This is a genomic window from Paractinoplanes tereljensis (assembly GCF_016862435.1).
Classification (GTDB): domain Bacteria; phylum Actinomycetota; class Actinomycetes; order Mycobacteriales; family Micromonosporaceae; genus Actinoplanes; species Actinoplanes tereljensis.
This window is the reverse complement of the sequence record NZ_BOMY01000028.1, coordinates 112,034-127,283: the sequence shown is the minus strand read 5'-3', so window position 1 is coordinate 127,283 and position 15,250 is coordinate 112,034. Positions and strand designations below refer to the sequence as shown.

Genomic DNA, 15,250 nt, shown 5'->3' with positions numbered 1-15,250 from the left:
TCACCGCCCGCTCCGCACGGACCGTCGCTCGGCCCGGCGTCGCCCGCTCCGGGTCAGCGCGCGCCTCACCGCTCTGCGCGGCGGCGCAGCAGGTGCTGTCGCTCGGGGTCGGTGCGGACCAGGGTCAGGGCCTCGTCGAAGGCGGCCGTGGCCTCGGCGTGGCGGCCCAGGCGGGTCAGCAGTTCGGCGCGGACTGCTGGCAGCAGGTGGGTGTCGCGGATGACCAGGCCGTCCATCAGGGACAACGCGGCCTCCGGGGAGCCGGCCTCGGCTATCGCGACCGCTCGGTTGAGCCGGACCATCGGGGACGGCGTGCGGCGTTCCAATTCGGCGTAGAGGTGGGCGATGCGTGGCCAGTCGGTCGGGGGCGGTTTGGCGTGCTCGGCCGCGATCAAGGCCTGCAGGTGGTATTCGCCGGGCATCGGGGCCGCCTCCAGGAGATCCAGCAGGCTCACCCCGCGGGCGATCTCGTCGTGCCGCCAGCGGGTGCGGTCCTGGTCGGGCAGCAGGACCAGGGCGCCGTCGGCCGCCACCCGGGCGTCGCGCCGGGCGTGTTGCAGCAGCATGAGCGCGAGCAGGGCGAGCGTGCGCGGCTCGCCGGGCAGCAGCTCACCGACCAGGTAGCCGAGCCGGATCGCCTCGTCGGCCAGCCGCGGCCGGACCAGCTCCGGGCCGGCGGTGGCCCGGTAGCCCTCGGTGAAGATCAGGTAGATGACCCGCAGCACCACGTCGAGGCGGGCCGGCAGGTCGGCCGCCGACGGTGCGCGCAGCGGAATGCCGGCCACCGCCATCTTGGCCTTGGCCCGGGTCAGCCGGGCGGCCATCGTCGGCTCGCTGACCAGGAACAACCGCGCGATCTCGGCGGTGGTCAGGCCGGCCACGAACCGCAGCATCAGCGCGGCCCGGGCATCGGGCCGCAGCGCCGGGTGGCAGCAGGCGAAGAGCAGCCGCAGCCGCTCGTCGGGCACATCCCCGCCCTCCTCGGCGGCCGGCGGGGCGGGCGAGTCGGCGATCAGCAGCGGCAGGCGCCGGGCGTCGGTCTCCTCCTGGCGGATCCGGTCGAGCGCTCGCCGGTAGGCCGTCGTCCACAGCCACGCGCTGGGCTTCTCCGGCACCCCCTGCGCCGGCCAGACGCGTGCGGCCGCCACGAACGCGTCCTGCAGGCTGTCCTCGGCCACGTCGAAGCGCCGCAGCCGGGTGACGAGCAGGGCGAGCAGGCGTGACCACTCGGCGCGGTACGCCTGCTCGACGGCCTGCTCCGGGCTCAGTTGCCCATCTCCGGGTGCATCACGACCGGGCGGACCTCGACGATCGGCTCGGGCAACTGCCGGGCGATCTCCAGCGCCGCGTCCAGGTCGGGTGCGTCGATCAGGTAGATGCCACCGATCTGCTCGGCCGTTTCCGCGTACGGCCCGTCGGTTACCGAGACCGGGTCGCCGTTGCGCACGGTGGTGGCCGTGCTGGACCTCGCCAGTTCCTGCCCGCCGGGGATCAGGGCGCCGCGCTCGCGCAGCATCGCCATGAACCGGCCGTGCCGCTCGTGGTTCTCCTGCATCTCCTGCTCGGTCCGGGACTCCCAGGCCTTCTCGTTGCCGTAGATCAGAAGCGCGTACTGCATGTCATTTCCCCTTCCGGGAGGCCACCCGTGCGGTGCCCACAAGAAGATGACGCCGCGGTGGCCCGTTATTCGACAAAACCCGGTCAGCCGAGCCAGCCGGGGCGGATCAGGCCGGCCTCGTACGCGATGACGACCAGCTGGGCGCGGTCCCGGGCGGCCAGTTTGATCATGGTGCGGCTCACGTGGGTCTTCGCGGTGGCCGGGCTGATCACCAGGCGGGCGGCGATCTCGTCGTTGGAGAGACCCTCGGCGACCAGGACGAGGACCTCGCGTTCGCGGTCGGTCAGCGCGTCGAGCAGCGCGGGCGGGGCGACCGGCCGGGTCTGCGCCTGTTTGCTGGCGAACTCGCCGATCACCCGGCGGGTCACGCTCGGCGACAGCAGCGCGTCGCCGGCCGCCACCGCTCGGATGCCGCGCAGCAGGTCGACCGGTTCGGTGTCCTTGACCAGGAAGCCGGAGGCGCCGCCGCGGAGTGCCTCGAACACGTATTCGTCCAGCTCGAACGTGGTCAGGATGACCACCCGGGTCTCGGCCAGGGCCGGGTCGGCGGCGATCCGCTTGGTCGCCTCGAGGCCGTCGACGCCGGGCATCCGGATGTCCATCAGCACCACGTCGGGGTGGGTCAGCTGGACCTGCCGGACCGCTTCCAGGCCGTCGGCGGCCTCGGCCACCACCTTGATGTCGGGTTCGGCGTTGAGCAGCGCCCGGAAGCCGGCCCGCAGCAGTGCCTGGTCGTCGGCCAGCAGCACGGTGATCACGAAAGGCTCCCGTCGTCGGGGGTGGGTAGCAGGACGGAGACCAGGAAGCCGCCGTCGACCGGGCCGGCCTCGACCGAGCCGCCGAGACTCTGCGCCCGCTCGCGCATGCCGGCGATGCCGGTGCCCTCGCCGGGGTCGCTCCCGGCCTCGGCGGCGTCCGGTCCCTCGTTGCGGATGGCCAGGTGCAGTGCGGTCGGCAGGTAGTCGACGGCGATCGACGCGGTCGCGCCCGGACCGGCGTGCTTGCGCACGTTGGTCAGCGCCTCCTGGATGATCCGGTAGGCCGCCCGGTCGACCTCGGGCGGCAGCGGGCGGTCGTCGCCGGTGACCTTGGTGGTGATCGGCAGGCCGGCGTCGGCGGTCAACTCCTCCAGGCGGTTGAGGCCCAGGGCGGGCTGGCGCGGCGCCGACTCGTTTTCCGCGCGCATCACGTCGAGCACCGCCCGCACCTCGCGCAGCGCCTCGGCGGATGCCGTCTTGATCGCGGTGAGCGCCTCGCGGGCCTGCTCGGGCTGCTTGTCCATCAGGTGCAGGCCCACCCCGGCCTGCACGTTGATCAGCGACAGGTGGTGGCCGAGCACGTCGTGCAGCTCGCGGGCCATCCGCAACCGCTCCTCGGACGCCTGGCGCCGCTCCTGCTCCTTCTTGGCCCGCTCTCGCTCGGCCCGCACCTTCAGCATCTCGACCATGTGCTCGGACCGGACCTTGGAGGCGCCGCCGAGGAAGATCAGCACGATCGGGGTGACCGCCAGGAACACCGCCTCGCGCGGGCCGGGCCGGGCCCCGACGGGCACGCCGAGGTGGTCGGCGAAGGCCCAGCAGATCGCGAAGTAGGCCAGGTAGGAGGCGCCGGCACCGATCACGGCGGGCCACGGCCGGCCCATCCGGGCCAGGTTGAACAGGGCGATCGCGGGAGCCACCGCATAGCTCCACCGGGGGGCCGCGAAGGTGGCGAACCCGATCGAGGCGGCCACCGCGACCACGAAGACGGTCACCGGGAAGCGCTTGCGCCACAGCAGCGCGAACGGGCCCACCAGCAACAGGGCGTAGACCCAGCCGGTCAGCGGGCGGAAGACCCCGGCCTCGCCGGCCGCGTTGTTGGCGCCGATCACGTGGAAGAAACCGGCGACGACACCGGACCCGGGATGAGCCCAGCGGCGACGCTGGAACCGGCCGATGCGGCGGTCCTCCCGCCACGGCGGTCCCCACTGTCGGGTCACTTCCTCCATGCGGCCGAACCTACGGCACCGGACCCGGCCGGGGCATCGGAGCTGGGTCTGAAGCACGGGTACGACCCAGGTCGTACGCGACGACCACGGGATGGGACTCACGTCGTACGCGCATGGGCTCTGACCGCCGGAAAGCCGCCCGGAAGATGCGCCGACGGGGCGACGCCGCGCAGCGGCGGAAGGCCGACTCTGGAAGCACGACGTCCACGAGGAGGACAACGTGAACCCGAACGAGAGCCCGACCCGGATGCGGACCTCCGACTCCGAGCGGGAGCAGATCGCCGAGATCCTGCGTGCCGCGATGACCGAGGGCCGCCTGACCCTGGAGGAAGGCGAGGAGCGGCTGGCCGCCGTGTACGCCACCAAGTACCGCGACGAGCTGGCCCCGCTGACGGCCGATCTCCCCGACGGGGGCCGGCGGGCGATGGCCGAGGCGCATGCGCCGGAGTTCCGGCTCGCGACACGCCGGGCCCTGCGCCGGCATGCCAGTTTCGTGATGATCGCCGCCGGGATCCTGACCGGACTGTGGGTGCTCTCCGGCGCTCACTTCTTCTGGCCCGCCATCCCGCTGGTCTTCCTGGTCATGGGGCTGGTGCGGCACGCCCGGTGGAGCCATTACGAACCGCGCTACAGCTACGCGCACCGGGTAGCGCCGTGGAACGGCCCGGAGTGGCGGCGGTAACAAAGATCGACAGTGGACGTGGCGGTCGTTGAACGCCCCTCCCCGCTCTGCGAAAGTGAGCGGCTTGCGGGGAGGGGACAACAGCACATGATGGGACCGTCGCACGCCCTTTCGGGGGCGGCCGCGTGGCTGGCCGGCAGCTGGGCGCTGGACCACTTCGCGGGTTACAGCCAGTCGCCGCTGGCGGTGGCGGTGGGCACCACGGTCTGTGCGGGTGGCGCGCTGCTGCCCGACCTCGATCTGTCCGGCAAGGTCACCCGGAACAAGGGCGGCGCGACCGTAGCCCGTACGTTCGGGGTGTTCTCGCTGTTCGCGGCCGAGGTGATCGAGAAGATCTCGCTCGGCATCTACACCGCCACCCGGCTCAGCCGGGACCCGCGACGCAACAACGGGCACCGCACGTTCACCCACACCCTGCCGTTCGCGGCCCTGGTCGGCTGGGGCACGACCGCGCTGGCCACGCACTACGGCAAGTGGGCCGTGGTCGGCATCATCTTCTTCATGGCCGGCCTGGCGCTGCGCGGCCTGTTCGACGAGTGGGCCGAGAAGGCCGGCTGGGTGATCGTCACGATCTGCTCGGGCGTGATCGCCTGGCTGACGGCGGCGAGCCTGCCCGGTGACCGCGGCTACCCGATGCTCGGCTTCGCGGTCGGGGTGGGCTGTTTCGTGCACTTGATGGGCGACATCATCACCTCGGCCGGCGTGCCGATCCTGTGGCCGATACCCACCGGCCGGCGGATGTGGCGGATGATCGGTGTGCCGAACGGGCTGGCCGTGCGGGTGGGCGGCAAGACCGAGACGATCGTGCTGCGCACCGCGTTCACCGCGATCGCGGTGGTGTCGATCGCGGCGATGTTCGCGCCGGGCCTGCTGCACCGCTTCGAGCTCGACACCTGGGCGGACAACGCACCCTAGGCCTTTTTGTACGCCTCCCGGCTGGCCTCGATCTGCGGCACGTGCTCGATCGCCCAGCCGGCCAGGGCCAGCGCCGGTTCCAGCAGGCTGCGGCCGGTCGCGGTCAGCTCGTATTCCACCCGCGGCGGCACCTCGGCGTGCACCGTGCGGGACACCAGGCCGTCGCGTTCCAGGTGGCGCAGGGTCAGGGTGAGCATCCGCTGGGAGATGCCGGGGATCCGCTGGTGCAGCTCCTTGAAGCGCAGCGTGCCGCCGTCGAGGGTGGCCACCACCAGCAGGGTCCATTTGTTGCAGATCTGATCGAGGATGGCCCGCAGCGTGCGGCCGCCGTCGCCGCGGATCATGCAGCTGTGCACGTACTTCATGGCCACACCGCCGTTCGTCAGGCACACGGATGTGCCTTTTGTAAGGCCCTCTTGAGTACCCCATGATGGGGTTACTTCCTGATAGTAACCAAGGGGCCTGCCATGGAAATCGCGTACTGGATCGCCGGCGGCTTGCTCGCCGTCTTCTACCTTTTCGCCGGCGTGCAGAAGGTCAGCCAGAGCCAGGAGAAGCTGCGGCCGATGATGGGCTGGGTCGACCAGATCCCGATGCCGGTGGTCCGGCTGATCGGCACGCTGGAGATCCTCGGCGGGCTGGGCCTGATTTTGCCCCCGCTCACCGGCATCGCTGAGGGCCTCGCCCTGGTCGCCGCGATCGGCCTGGTGCTGATCCAGATCGGCGGGGCGATCGTGCACCTGCGCCGCGGCGAGATCAGCGTGCTCTGGCTCAACGCCGTCCTGCTGGTGCTGGCCGCGGTGGTCGCCTGGCTCGCCACCGTCTGGCTCTAGCTCAAAACTGTCGTACCCCGGCCGCACAATGACGGGGTGCTGGTAGCGGTGGCGCCCGACGGGCGCCTGCTCGATCTGCGGGCCGACGGGACCCCCCTCGGCCCGCCCCGGCACGTGCCCGACCTGGCGGCGGCGATCGGCGAGCGGGAGGCGGCCGATCATCCGCGCTGGGTCTGGCCGGCCACCTTCGATCTCTATCCGGTGCTGCTGCGCGCGGGCGTCCGGGTGGCCCGCTGCCACGACCTCGAGCTCACCGAGGCGCTGCTGCTCGGCCAGGCCGGACGGTGGGGTGCGCCGCGGGCGCTGGCGGCGGCCCGGGCCCGGTTGCACGGCCTGCCGGTCCCACCCGACAAGCCTCGCCTGGCGGCCGAGCCGCCCGGCTTCGCCCAGGCCGCCCTCTTCGAGACCACAAGCGCTCCGCCCGCCGCCGCCGGCTTCGACGTGCTTGAGGCGGTCCAGGAGGTGTACGCGGATCAGCACGCCCGCATCGCTGCCACCGAGCACCCCGGGCGATTCCGGCTGCTGGTCGCGGCCGAGTCGGCGGGTGCCCTGGTCGGGGCCGAGATGGGACACACCGGCCTGCCGTGGCGGGCCGACCTGCACGACGAGCTGCTGCGCGAGTTGCTCGGTGCGCCGCAGCCGGTCGGGCCGCCGCGCCGGCTGGCCGAGCTGACCGCCGAGATCAACCAGGCGTTGGGCATGCACGGCCTGCACCCCGACTCCCCGGCCGAGGTGGTCAAGGCGTTCGCCCGCAACGGGGTGACCATCCCCAACACCCGGCAGTGGGTGCTGAAACAGGTCGACCACCCGGCGGTGCGGCCGCTGCTGGAATACAAGGAGCTCTACCGCATCTGGACGGCGCACGGCTGGACCTGGTGCGAGGCCTGGGTGCGCGATGGCCGGTTCCGCCCGGAATACGTGCCGGGTGGCGTGGTGTCCGGTCGCTGGGCGACCCGGGGCGGCGGCGCTCTGCAGGTGCCCAAGGTGGTGCGCCGCGCGGTGGTGGCCGACCCGGGCTGGCGGTTCGTGGTCGCCGACGCCGGCCAGCTGGAGCCGCGCATGCTGGCGGCCGTCTCCGGGGACCAGCGGTTCGCCGCGGCCGGTGCGGCCGGTGACCTCTACGCGGCGCTGGCCGCCGATTCGTTCGACGGCGACCGGGCCAAGGCCAAGGTGGCCCTGATCGGCGCGATGTACGGTCAGACCGGCGGCAACGCGATTCCGGCGCTGGCCGTGCTCCGCAAGCAGTACCCGAAGGCGTTCGAGTTCGTCGAGGCCGCGGCCCGCACCGGCGAGGCCGGCGGCCTGGTCCGATCCTGGCTGGGCCGCACCTGCCCACCGGCCGCCGCCGGGCGCGAGGCAGGCCTCGATCCGCCGGAGGAGACCGGTTCGGGCGAGACCCAGGGCGGCGCGTCCGGCCGGGCCCGCGGCCGCTTCACCCGCAACTTCGTCATCCAGGCGACCGCGGCCGAGTGGGCGCTGACCCTGCTGGCAACGCTGCGCACCGCGCTGACCGGAATGAAGGCGGAAATGGTGCTGTTCGTGCACGACGAGGTGGTGGTGCATTGCCCGGCCGAGGAGGCCGAAACCGTGGTGGCCGCGGTCAACGAGTGCGCGGCGGCGGCCGGACGGTTGCTGTTCGGGGAGACCTCGGTGCGCTTTCCGCTGGACGTCTCAGTAGTTGGTGCGTACGCCGATGCCAAGTGACAAGTGGGGTAGCTTTGTGGGTCCGAAGCGAGAGGCGCTGCAACGGGGTGACACCCGCCACGCTCGCTCGGTGAATTCCGACCAAGGGCGCCTCCGTTGTTTACCACGGAGGTGGTCGGTATGGAGAGAAGCGCACGCGTCGCCGAGCTGAAGCGACTCCTGGCAGAACGCATCCTCGTGCTCGACGGCGCCTGGGGCACCATGCTGCAGGGCGCCAAGCTCAAGCCCGAGGACTACCGCGGTGACCTGATCGACCCCGATCACCTGCAGGACGTCACCGGCGACCCCGACCTGCTCATCCTCACCCGGCCCGACGTGATCCTCGACGTCCACCGGCAGTACCTGGCGGCCGGCGCCGACATCACCACCACCAACACCTTCACCGCCACCAGCATCGCGCAGGCCGACTACGGCCTGGAGTCGCTGGTCAAGCAGATGAACGTGCGCGGTGCGCAGCTGGCCCGCGAGGCGGCGGCCGAGGCCCAGGAGCGCGACGGAAAGCCCCGGTTCGTGGCCGGCTCGGTCGGCCCGCTCAACGTGACCCTCTCGCTGTCCCCCAAGGTCGACGACCCGGCCTACCGCGCGGTCACCTTCGACCAGGTCAAGGCGTCCTACGCCGAGCAGATCGCGGCCCTGGTCGAGGGCGGCGTCGACCTGCTGCTGGTCGAGACGATCTTCGACACGCTGAACGCGAAGGCGGCCATCGCGGCCGCCCACGAGGTGGCGCCCGATCTGCCGCTGTGGATCTCGGTGACGATCGTCGACCTGTCCGGCCGCACGCTGTCCGGCCAGACCGTGGAGGCGTTCTGGCGGTCGATCGAGCGCGCCCACCCACTGGTGGTCGGCGTGAACTGCTCGCTCGGCGCGGCCGAGATGCGCCCGCACGTGGCCGAGCTGGCCCGCCTCTCCGACGTCTACGTCGCCTCGCACCCGAACGCCGGCCTGCCCAACGCGTTCGGCGGCTACGACGAGACCCCGGCCCAGACCTCCGCCCTGATCAAGGGTTTCGTCGAGGACGGCCTGGTCAACATCGTCGGCGGCTGCTGCGGCACCACCCCCGCGCACATCGGGCAGATCGCCGCGGTGGCGGCCGGCCAGACGCCGCGCCAGATCAACCCGCCCGCGCCGACCACCCGGTTCTCCGGCCTCGAGCCGTTCGAGATCGGCCCGGACACCGGCTTCGTCATGATCGGTGAACGCACCAACGTCACCGGCTCGGCCAAGTTCCGCCGGCTGATCGAGGCCGACAACTACCAGGGCGCCGTCGACGTGGCCCTCGACCAGGTGCGCGGTGGCGCCAACCTGCTCGACGTGAACATGGACGCCGACCTGCTCGACAGCGAGCAGGCGATGACCACGTTCCTCAACCTGATCGCCACCGAGCCCGAGGTCGCCCGCATCCCGGTGATGATCGACAGCTCGAAGTGGACCGTGCTCGAAGCCGGCCTCAAGTGTGTGCAGGGCAAGGGCGTGGTCAACTCGATCAGCCTCAAGGAGGGCGAGGAGCCCTTCCTCAACCAGGCCCGCCGGATCAAGTCCTTCGGTGCCGGCGTCGTGGTGATGGCCTTCGACGAGCAGGGCCAGGCCGACACCCGCGACCGCAAGGTCGCGATCTGCGGCCGCGCCTACGACCTGCTGGTCGAGAAGGCCGGCTTCGCCCCCGACGACATCATCTTCGACCCGAACGTGCTGGCCGTGGCCACCGGCATCAGCGAGCACAACGGGTACGCGAAGGCGTTCATCGAGGCCCTGCCGCTGATCAAGGCACGCTGCCCGGGCGCACGCACCAGCGGCGGCATCTCCAACCTGTCGTTCTCGTTCCGCGGCAACGACGTGGTCCGCGAGGCCATGCACTCGGCGTTCCTCTACTACGCCGTGCAGGCCGGCCTCGACATGGGCATCGTCAACGCCGGTCAGCTCGCCGTCTACCAGGACATCCCGGCCGACCTGCTGGAACTGGTGGAAGACGTGATCTTCGACCGGCGGCCGGACGCCACCGACCGGCTCGTCACGTTCGCCTCGACCGTCACCGGCAAGGGCAAGCAGCGCGAGGTCGACCTGTCCTGGCGCGAGGCCACGGTCGGCGAGCGGCTGTCCTACGCGCTGGTGCACGGCATCGTCGACTACATCGAGGCCGACACCGAAGAGGCTCGCGCGCAGCTCCCCCGGCCGCTCGAGGTGATCGAGGGCCCGCTGATGGACGGCATGAAGATCGTCGGCGACCTGTTCGGCTCGGGCAAGATGTTCCTGCCGCAGGTGGTCAAGAGCGCCCGGGTGATGAAGCGCTCGGTCGCCTACCTCGAGCCGTTCATGGAGGCCGAGAAGGAGCAGGCGCGCCTCGAGGGCCGCGTCGAGGCCGACCGCGGCCAGGGCAAGGTCGTGCTGGCCACGGTCAAGGGCGACGTGCACGACATCGGCAAGAACATCGTCGGGGTGGTGCTGGGCTGCAACAACTACGAGGTGATCGACCTCGGTGTGATGGTGCCGGCCGCCAAGATCCTGGACACCGCGGTGGCCGAGGGTGCCGACGTGATCGGCCTGTCCGGCCTGATCACCCCGTCGCTCGACGAGATGGTCTCGGTCGGTGCCGAGATGCAGCGCCGGGGCCTGAAGCTGCCGCTGCTGATCGGCGGCGCGACCACGTCCCGCCAGCACACCGCGGTCCGCATCGCGCCGGCCTACCAGGGCTCGACGGTGCACGTGCTCGACGCGTCCCGGGTCGTCGGCGTGGTCTCCGACCTGCTCGACCCCGGCCGCGCCGAGACGCTCGACGTCGCCAACCGGGCCGACCAGGAGCGGCTGCGCATCCAGCACGAGAACCGCCGGGCCCAGCCGCTGCTGACCCTCCAGGAGGCGCAGGCCAACCGCGAGGTGGTCGACTTCAGCGAGGTGCCGACCCCGGCCTTCACCGGCGTGCGCCTGGTGGAGCCGACCATCGCCGAGCTGCGCGAGATGGTCGACTGGACGTTCCTGTTCCTGGCCTGGGAGCTCAAGGGCAAGTTCCCGGCGATCCTCGACCAGCCGGTGGCCCGCGAGCTGTGGGACGACGCGAACACCCTGCTCGACCAGATCATCGCGGACGGCTCGTTCCAGGCCCGCGGTCAGTACGCGTTCTGGCCGGCGCACTCCGACGGCGACGACATCGTGCTCGACCAGGACGGGCACCGGTTCCCGATGCTGCGCCAGCAGACCGAGAAGCCGGCCGGGCGGGCCAACCGCAGCCTGGCCGACTACATCGCGCCGGCCGGGGCGGGCGACCACCTGGGCGGGTTCGCGGTGGGCATCCACGGCGCCGGCGAGCTGGCCGCGAAGTACGAGGCGGAGAACGACGACTACCGGGCGATCATGGTGAAGGCGCTGGCCGACCGGCTGGCCGAGGCGTTCGCCGAGTACATCCACCTGCGGGCCCGGCGCGACTGGTTCGAGCCGGACGCCCAGCCCGAGCTGGCCGACCTGCACGCCGAGCGCTTCCGGGGCATCCGGCCGGCGCTGGGTTACCCGGCGAGCCCCGACCACAGCGAGAAGAAGGACCTCTTCGAGCTGCTCGGGACGGACGCGATCGGCGTGGGCCTGACCGAGTCGTACGCGATGATGCCGGCCGCCGCGGTCAGCGGCCTGATCTTCGCCCACCCGGCGTCCCGCTACTTCACCGTCGGCCGCCTCGGCAAGGACCAGGTCACCGACTACGCGAAGCGGCGCGGGATGCCGGTCGACGAGGTCGAGCGGTGGCTGCGCCCCAACCTGGCCTACGACATCGACTGACTCAGGAACCGCTCAGGTCGGTCACAGGGAGTACTCGACATCGCCCGTTACCGTGAAGTGCCAAGCTTCCAACGGAAGGACGGCACCCCGGTTGAGCGGCTTCGTCAAGCGTTTCCTGCTCTCGATGGTCGCGTCGAAGGTCCAGCGCATGACGCACCGTCACGGCTACGGCCACGGTCGTAGCCCCTACCCGCCGCAGCAGCACGGCTATCACGGCCACTACCGACACCATGGGCACTACCGGCACCACGGCCACTACCGCCGCCGCCGCTGGTAACTCATATAGAGATGGGCCGGTTCCTCTAGGAACCGGCCCATCTCTGCACGGTGGCGACGGCCTCGATCGAGATCAGCAGGCCGCGCGGCAGGTCGATGCCGGACGGGGCCGACCGGGCCGGCGGCGGGTCCGGCATGTGCTCGGCGTAGATCTCGTTGATCGTCGCGAAGTCGGCCACGTGCCGGTAGTAGATCGTGGTCTTGACCAGCGTCGACAGCGAGGCGCCGGCCGCGGTCAGCACGGCGTCGAGGTTGCGCAGGGCGAGCCGGGTCTGCTCGGCGATGCCGGGCGGGATCTCGCCGGTCGCCGGGTCGATCCCGGCGGTGCCGGAACAGAAGACCAAACCCCCGGCCACGATCGCCTGACTGTACGGGCCGATCGCGGGCGGCGCCTGATCGGTGGAGATGGCGAGTCGTTCCATGACGTCCCTTCAGGACAGAGCTTGATAGGCGCGGGCCCGGGCCGCATAGATTGGCAGCCGGGCGCGCGCACCGAGGCTGGCCAGTTCGGCGACCGCCGCCCGGGCGCGGGGCAGCCGGAAGGCGGTGGCCACGTCGCAGATCGAGTCGAGCGTCGCGGCGTCCATCCACCGGCAGATCAGCGGCGGCCGGTCGGTGGTGCGATGGTAGGCGCCGTCGAGCCACCGGATCGCCTCGGCCGGATTGCCGCGCCGGGCGGCGAGCAGGCCGAGCCCGCGCCCGGTCACTGACAACCAGCACGGGTCGCCGAGCCGGACCGCGGTGGTCCAGGCGGCGGCCAGCCGCTGACCGGCCTCGTCGAGCCGGCCCTCATGCAGGTCGAGCTCGGCCGCGATGGCCAGCACGAACGGCTGGAAGGCGGTCCAGCGCTCGGCGGTGACAAGTGCCATCGCCCGGTCGATATCATCCCGGGCCGCCGCCAGGTCGCCGGCGATCAGCTCGCCCCGGGCCAGCAGCGCCAGCGACCAGGCCGCCTTGCGCGGCTCGCCGGCCCGGTCGGCAAGCTCGATCGAGCGGCGGAACCGTTCCGCCGCCGGCCCGGCCCGGCCGCTGTCGGTGAGCGCGAACGCCTCTACTCCGAGCACCGCCGACAGCTTGCCGTCGTCGTCGCCGGCCAGCTCCCGGGCCGCCCGCAGCAGCGCCGAACCGGCGGCGGCCCGCGAGCCGAGCGCCACGAAGGCCAGTTCCCGCCCGGCGGTGGCCGCGGTCGCCCGGTCACCGGTGCTCCGGGCCAGCTCGGCCGCCCGCCGCAGCGCGGCCACCCCGGCCGGCTCGGTCAGCGCGACCGAGTGCACCATCGCCGCGCCGAGCGCCGCCTGAGCCTCGCCCTGCACGCGCTCGTCGCCGAGCTCGCCGGCCATCGCGGCCGCCGACCGCAGCCGCTCGAGCCCGTCGGCGGTCGCCCCCGCCGCGAGCGCGGCCTTCCCCGCCTCCACCTCGAGCCGAGCCAGCAGCCGCCGCCCGTCCGGCAGCACGGTCAGCCCCCAGGCCGCGTTACCGGCGGCGGCGACCCGGGGTGACGGGCGCACGCCCAACTCGCGTGCGAACAGGGCGGCGCAAGCGGACGCGGCGGCATGCGCGGTGATGCGGTCGCCGGTTGCGGCCAATGCGCGTACCAGAAGCTCGTGATTTTGCTCTTCCAACGGGGCCAGCTGGACCAGGCGGCGGGCCAGTGGCACCGCTTCGGCCGGGCGATGGCCGGCCAGCCGGGTGTCGATCGCGGCGCGCAACGACGCGCGCAGCGCGGCGGCCATGCGTTCGCGCTGGTGGGACAGCCACAGGTCGAACTCGGGGCAGTCGGTCAGGTCGATGCCGGCCAGCAGCTCCCCCGCATCGAGATCGGCCTGGCCGGCCAGCACCTGCTGGGCGTCCACCACGGTGTCGCGGCCCAGGTCGAGGGCCACCGGATCGCCGTCGATGCGGGCGTCGGGGCGCAGGCCCCGGCGCAGCTCGGAGAGGGACCAGCGCAGGGCGGCCGGAGCGTCGCCGGCGTCCGGGAACAGCATCCGCACCAGCTCGTGCCGCGGCACCGGGCGCTCGCTGAGCGAGGCCAGGGCGAGCAGGGCCCAGGTCTTCCGGCCGCGTGGCCGCGGGCCCTGCTCGCCCGGCCGATGAATGCCGGGCCGCCCGAGTAGCTGAATCGTCGCCCCCACGTCGGATGATTCTGCACGGGACGACGGCATCCGGCAGTCGCTCAGCTGACGCCGGCGGCCAGCGCCCGGACATCGGCCGTGGTCAGCGGCTTGCCGGCGATCCCCCATTCACCGCTGGCCACCTCCTCGACCACGACCCAGGTCACCGGGCGCATGTTCTCGCCCTCGATCGCGACCATCGCGTTGGTCAGGTCCTCGATCATGCGATTCTTCTGGGCCGTGTCGAAGACTCCCTCGATGACCCGGACATTGATAAGCGGCACAGTGTCTCCCCCCTTGAACGGATGGGAGCACTGTGCCGCCGCGGCGTGTGCGAAACCGTGTGACGCCTGGTCAGGAGTCGCTGGAGCGGGCCCAGAGGTTGATGCCGGACTCGGTGGCGTACTTGTCGATCTCGGCCAGCTCGTCGTCGCTGAACGACGTGTTGGCCAGCGCGGCCACGTTGTTCTCCAGCTGACGCACCGAGCTGGCGCCCAGCACCGTCGAGGTCATCCGCTGGTCGCGCAGCACCCAGGCGATCGCCATCTGCGCAAGGGATTGACCCCGCCGCCCGGCGATATCGTTCAGCGCACGAGTTTTGTCCAAATTGTCCGCGCTGAGCAACTCGGTCGAGAGCGATTTGTCCTGGCTCGCGCGCGAATCCGCAGGGACTCCGCCCAGATAGCGATCGGTGAGCATGCCCTGCGCGAGCGGGGAGAACGCGATGCACCCAGCGCCGACCGATTCCAGGGCGCCGAGCAGTCCCTCCTCGATCCAGCGATTGAGCATCGAGTAGGACGGCTGGTGAATCAGCAGCGGCGTGCCCAGGTCACGCAGGATCGCGGCCGCCTCGACGGTCTTTTCTGGGGAGTACGACGAGATGCCGGCGTACAGCGCCTTGCCGGAACGGACGGCCGCGTCCAGCGCGCCCATCGTCTCCTCGAGCGGGGTGTCCGGGTCGTGCCGGTGCGAGTAGAAGATGTCGACGTAGTCGAGGCCCATCCGCTTCAGCGACTGGTCCAGCGACGCGGTCAGGTACTTCCGGGAACCCAGATCGCCGTACGGGCCGGGCCACATGTCGTACCCGGCCTTGGTCGAGATCACCAGCTCATCGCGGTACGGCAGGAAGTCCTGCGCCAGGATCCGGCCGAAGTTGGACTCGGCCGAGCCGTACGGCGGGCCGTAGTTGTTGGCCAGGTCGAAGTGGGTGATGCCGAGGTCGAAGGCGCGGCGCAGGATGGCCCGCTGCGTCTCGATCGGCTTGTCGTCACCGAAGTTGTGCCACAGGCCCAGCGAGACGACGGGCAGCTTCAGGCCGCTGCGCCCGGTCCGCCGGTACTCCATGGAGTCGTAGCGGTCATT

15 protein-coding genes are annotated in these 15,250 nt (G+C 71.6%); 6 read left to right on the top strand and 9 right to left on the bottom strand.

Translation table 11 applies throughout. The features are described from left to right. Positions 1–65: 65 nt before the first annotated feature. The 4 genes from Ate02nite_RS20895 to Ate02nite_RS20880 all read right to left on the bottom strand — a co-directional run bounded on the left by Ate02nite_RS20895 (position 66) and on the right by Ate02nite_RS20880 (position 3,605). Positions 66–1,217: an RNA polymerase sigma factor gene (locus Ate02nite_RS20895; RefSeq protein ID WP_239147561.1), complete on the bottom strand. Its 1,152-nt coding sequence runs from the start codon at positions 1,215–1,217 to the stop codon at positions 66–68. A gap of 47 nt (positions 1,218–1,264) precedes the next feature. Beyond that, positions 1,265–1,618: a YciI family protein gene (locus Ate02nite_RS20890; protein WP_203808031.1), complete on the bottom strand. Its 354-nt coding sequence runs from the start codon at positions 1,616–1,618 to the stop codon at positions 1,265–1,267. An 83-nt stretch (positions 1,619–1,701) separates the two neighbouring features. Beyond that, positions 1,702–2,376 (bottom strand): response regulator, encoded by a 675-nt coding sequence (locus tag Ate02nite_RS20885; RefSeq protein WP_203808029.1) that lies wholly within the window; start codon positions 2,374–2,376, stop codon positions 1,702–1,704. After that, positions 2,373–3,605 (bottom strand): sensor histidine kinase, encoded by a 1,233-nt coding sequence (locus Ate02nite_RS20880; RefSeq protein WP_203808027.1) that lies wholly within the window; start codon positions 3,603–3,605, stop codon positions 2,373–2,375. Before Ate02nite_RS20880 ends, Ate02nite_RS20885 begins: the two co-directional genes overlap by 4 nt. A 220-nt stretch (positions 3,606–3,825) precedes the next feature. Between Ate02nite_RS20880 and Ate02nite_RS20875 the strand changes: the two genes are divergently transcribed. Together Ate02nite_RS20875 and Ate02nite_RS20870 are read left to right on the top strand one after the other, a co-directional pair. Beyond that, positions 3,826–4,287 carry a DUF1707 SHOCT-like domain-containing protein gene (locus tag Ate02nite_RS20875; protein WP_239147556.1) on the top strand — a complete coding sequence of 154 codons (462 nt, stop codon included), beginning with the start codon at positions 3,826–3,828 and terminating at the stop codon, positions 4,285–4,287. A gap of 87 nt (positions 4,288–4,374) precedes the next feature. Next, the gene (locus tag Ate02nite_RS20870) at positions 4,375–5,202 is read left to right on the top strand and encodes a metal-dependent hydrolase (RefSeq protein ID WP_203808025.1); all 828 of its coding nucleotides are present in this window, start codon (positions 4,375–4,377) and stop codon (positions 5,200–5,202) included. Here Ate02nite_RS20870 and Ate02nite_RS20865 read toward each other — a convergent pair. Next, complete coding sequence (locus Ate02nite_RS20865; RefSeq protein WP_239147555.1) at positions 5,199–5,567, bottom strand: winged helix-turn-helix transcriptional regulator; 369 nt, start codon at positions 5,565–5,567, stop codon at positions 5,199–5,201. The two genes, Ate02nite_RS20870 and Ate02nite_RS20865, sit on opposite strands and share 4 nt — an antisense overlap. A 102-nt stretch (positions 5,568–5,669) precedes the next feature. On the opposite strand from Ate02nite_RS20865, the gene Ate02nite_RS20860 reads away from it, so the two are divergent. From Ate02nite_RS20860 to Ate02nite_RS49465, 4 genes are all read left to right on the top strand, one after another. Next, positions 5,670–6,035 (top strand): DoxX family protein, encoded by a 366-nt coding sequence (locus Ate02nite_RS20860; protein ID WP_203808023.1) that lies wholly within the window; start codon positions 5,670–5,672, stop codon positions 6,033–6,035. Between the two features lie 36 nt (positions 6,036–6,071). Next, positions 6,072–7,739, top strand: coding sequence for a bifunctional 3'-5' exonuclease/DNA polymerase (locus Ate02nite_RS20855; RefSeq protein ID WP_203808021.1), 1,668 nt, complete (start codon positions 6,072–6,074; stop codon positions 7,737–7,739). A gap of 120 nt (positions 7,740–7,859) precedes the next feature. Beyond that, positions 7,860–11,501 (top strand): methionine synthase, encoded by a 3,642-nt coding sequence (metH, locus tag Ate02nite_RS20850; RefSeq protein WP_203808019.1) that lies wholly within the window; start codon positions 7,860–7,862, stop codon positions 11,499–11,501. A 148-nt stretch (positions 11,502–11,649) separates the two neighbouring features. Next, the gene (locus Ate02nite_RS49465; protein ID WP_275422931.1) at positions 11,650–11,778 is read left to right on the top strand and encodes a hypothetical protein; all 129 of its coding nucleotides are present in this window, start codon (positions 11,650–11,652) and stop codon (positions 11,776–11,778) included. 25 nt (positions 11,779–11,803) lie between these two features. Here Ate02nite_RS49465 and Ate02nite_RS20845 read toward each other — a convergent pair whose 3' ends face one another. From Ate02nite_RS20845 to mgrA, 4 genes are all read right to left on the bottom strand, one after another. Beyond that, entirely contained in the window at positions 11,804–12,199 is a 396-nt protein-coding gene (locus Ate02nite_RS20845; protein WP_203808017.1) for a Rid family detoxifying hydrolase, read from the bottom strand. A gap of 9 nt (positions 12,200–12,208) precedes the next feature. Then, positions 12,209–13,909, bottom strand: coding sequence for an AfsR/SARP family transcriptional regulator (locus Ate02nite_RS20840; protein WP_203808015.1), 1,701 nt, complete (start codon positions 13,907–13,909; stop codon positions 12,209–12,211). A 41-nt stretch (positions 13,910–13,950) separates the two neighbouring features. Then, positions 13,951–14,172: a tautomerase family protein gene (locus Ate02nite_RS20835; protein ID WP_203808013.1), complete on the bottom strand. Its 222-nt coding sequence runs from the start codon at positions 14,170–14,172 to the stop codon at positions 13,951–13,953. 70 nt (positions 14,173–14,242) lie between these two features. After that, a complete protein-coding gene (gene mgrA, locus Ate02nite_RS20830; protein WP_438871235.1) occupies positions 14,243–15,232 on the bottom strand; it encodes an L-glyceraldehyde 3-phosphate reductase in 990 nt (329 codons plus the stop codon). Positions 15,233–15,250 lie beyond the last annotated feature (18 nt).

Excerpts from the sequence above, each read along its gene's own strand:
- mgrA (WP_438871235.1), bottom strand. The coding sequence starts at position 15,232 with ATGGAGTACCGGCGGACCGGGCGCAGCGGCCTGAAGCTGCCCGTCGTC.
- Ate02nite_RS20870 (WP_203808025.1), top strand. The coding sequence starts at position 4,375 with ATGATGGGACCGTCGCACGCCCTTTCGGGGGCGGCCGCGTGGCTGGCC.
- Ate02nite_RS20890 (WP_203808031.1), bottom strand. The coding sequence starts at position 1,618 with ATGCAGTACGCGCTTCTGATCTACGGCAACGAGAAGGCCTGGGAGTCC.
- Ate02nite_RS20860 (WP_203808023.1), top strand. The coding sequence starts at position 5,670 with ATGGAAATCGCGTACTGGATCGCCGGCGGCTTGCTCGCCGTCTTCTAC.
- Ate02nite_RS20865 (WP_239147555.1), bottom strand. The coding sequence starts at position 5,567 with ATGAAGTACGTGCACAGCTGCATGATCCGCGGCGACGGCGGCCGCACG.
- Ate02nite_RS20845 (WP_203808017.1), bottom strand. The coding sequence starts at position 12,199 with ATGGAACGACTCGCCATCTCCACCGATCAGGCGCCGCCCGCGATCGGC.
- metH (WP_203808019.1), top strand. The coding sequence starts at position 7,860 with ATGGAGAGAAGCGCACGCGTCGCCGAGCTGAAGCGACTCCTGGCAGAA.
- Ate02nite_RS20880 (WP_203808027.1), bottom strand. The coding sequence starts at position 3,605 with ATGGAGGAAGTGACCCGACAGTGGGGACCGCCGTGGCGGGAGGACCGC.
- Ate02nite_RS49465 (WP_275422931.1), top strand. The coding sequence starts at position 11,650 with ATGACGCACCGTCACGGCTACGGCCACGGTCGTAGCCCCTACCCGCCG.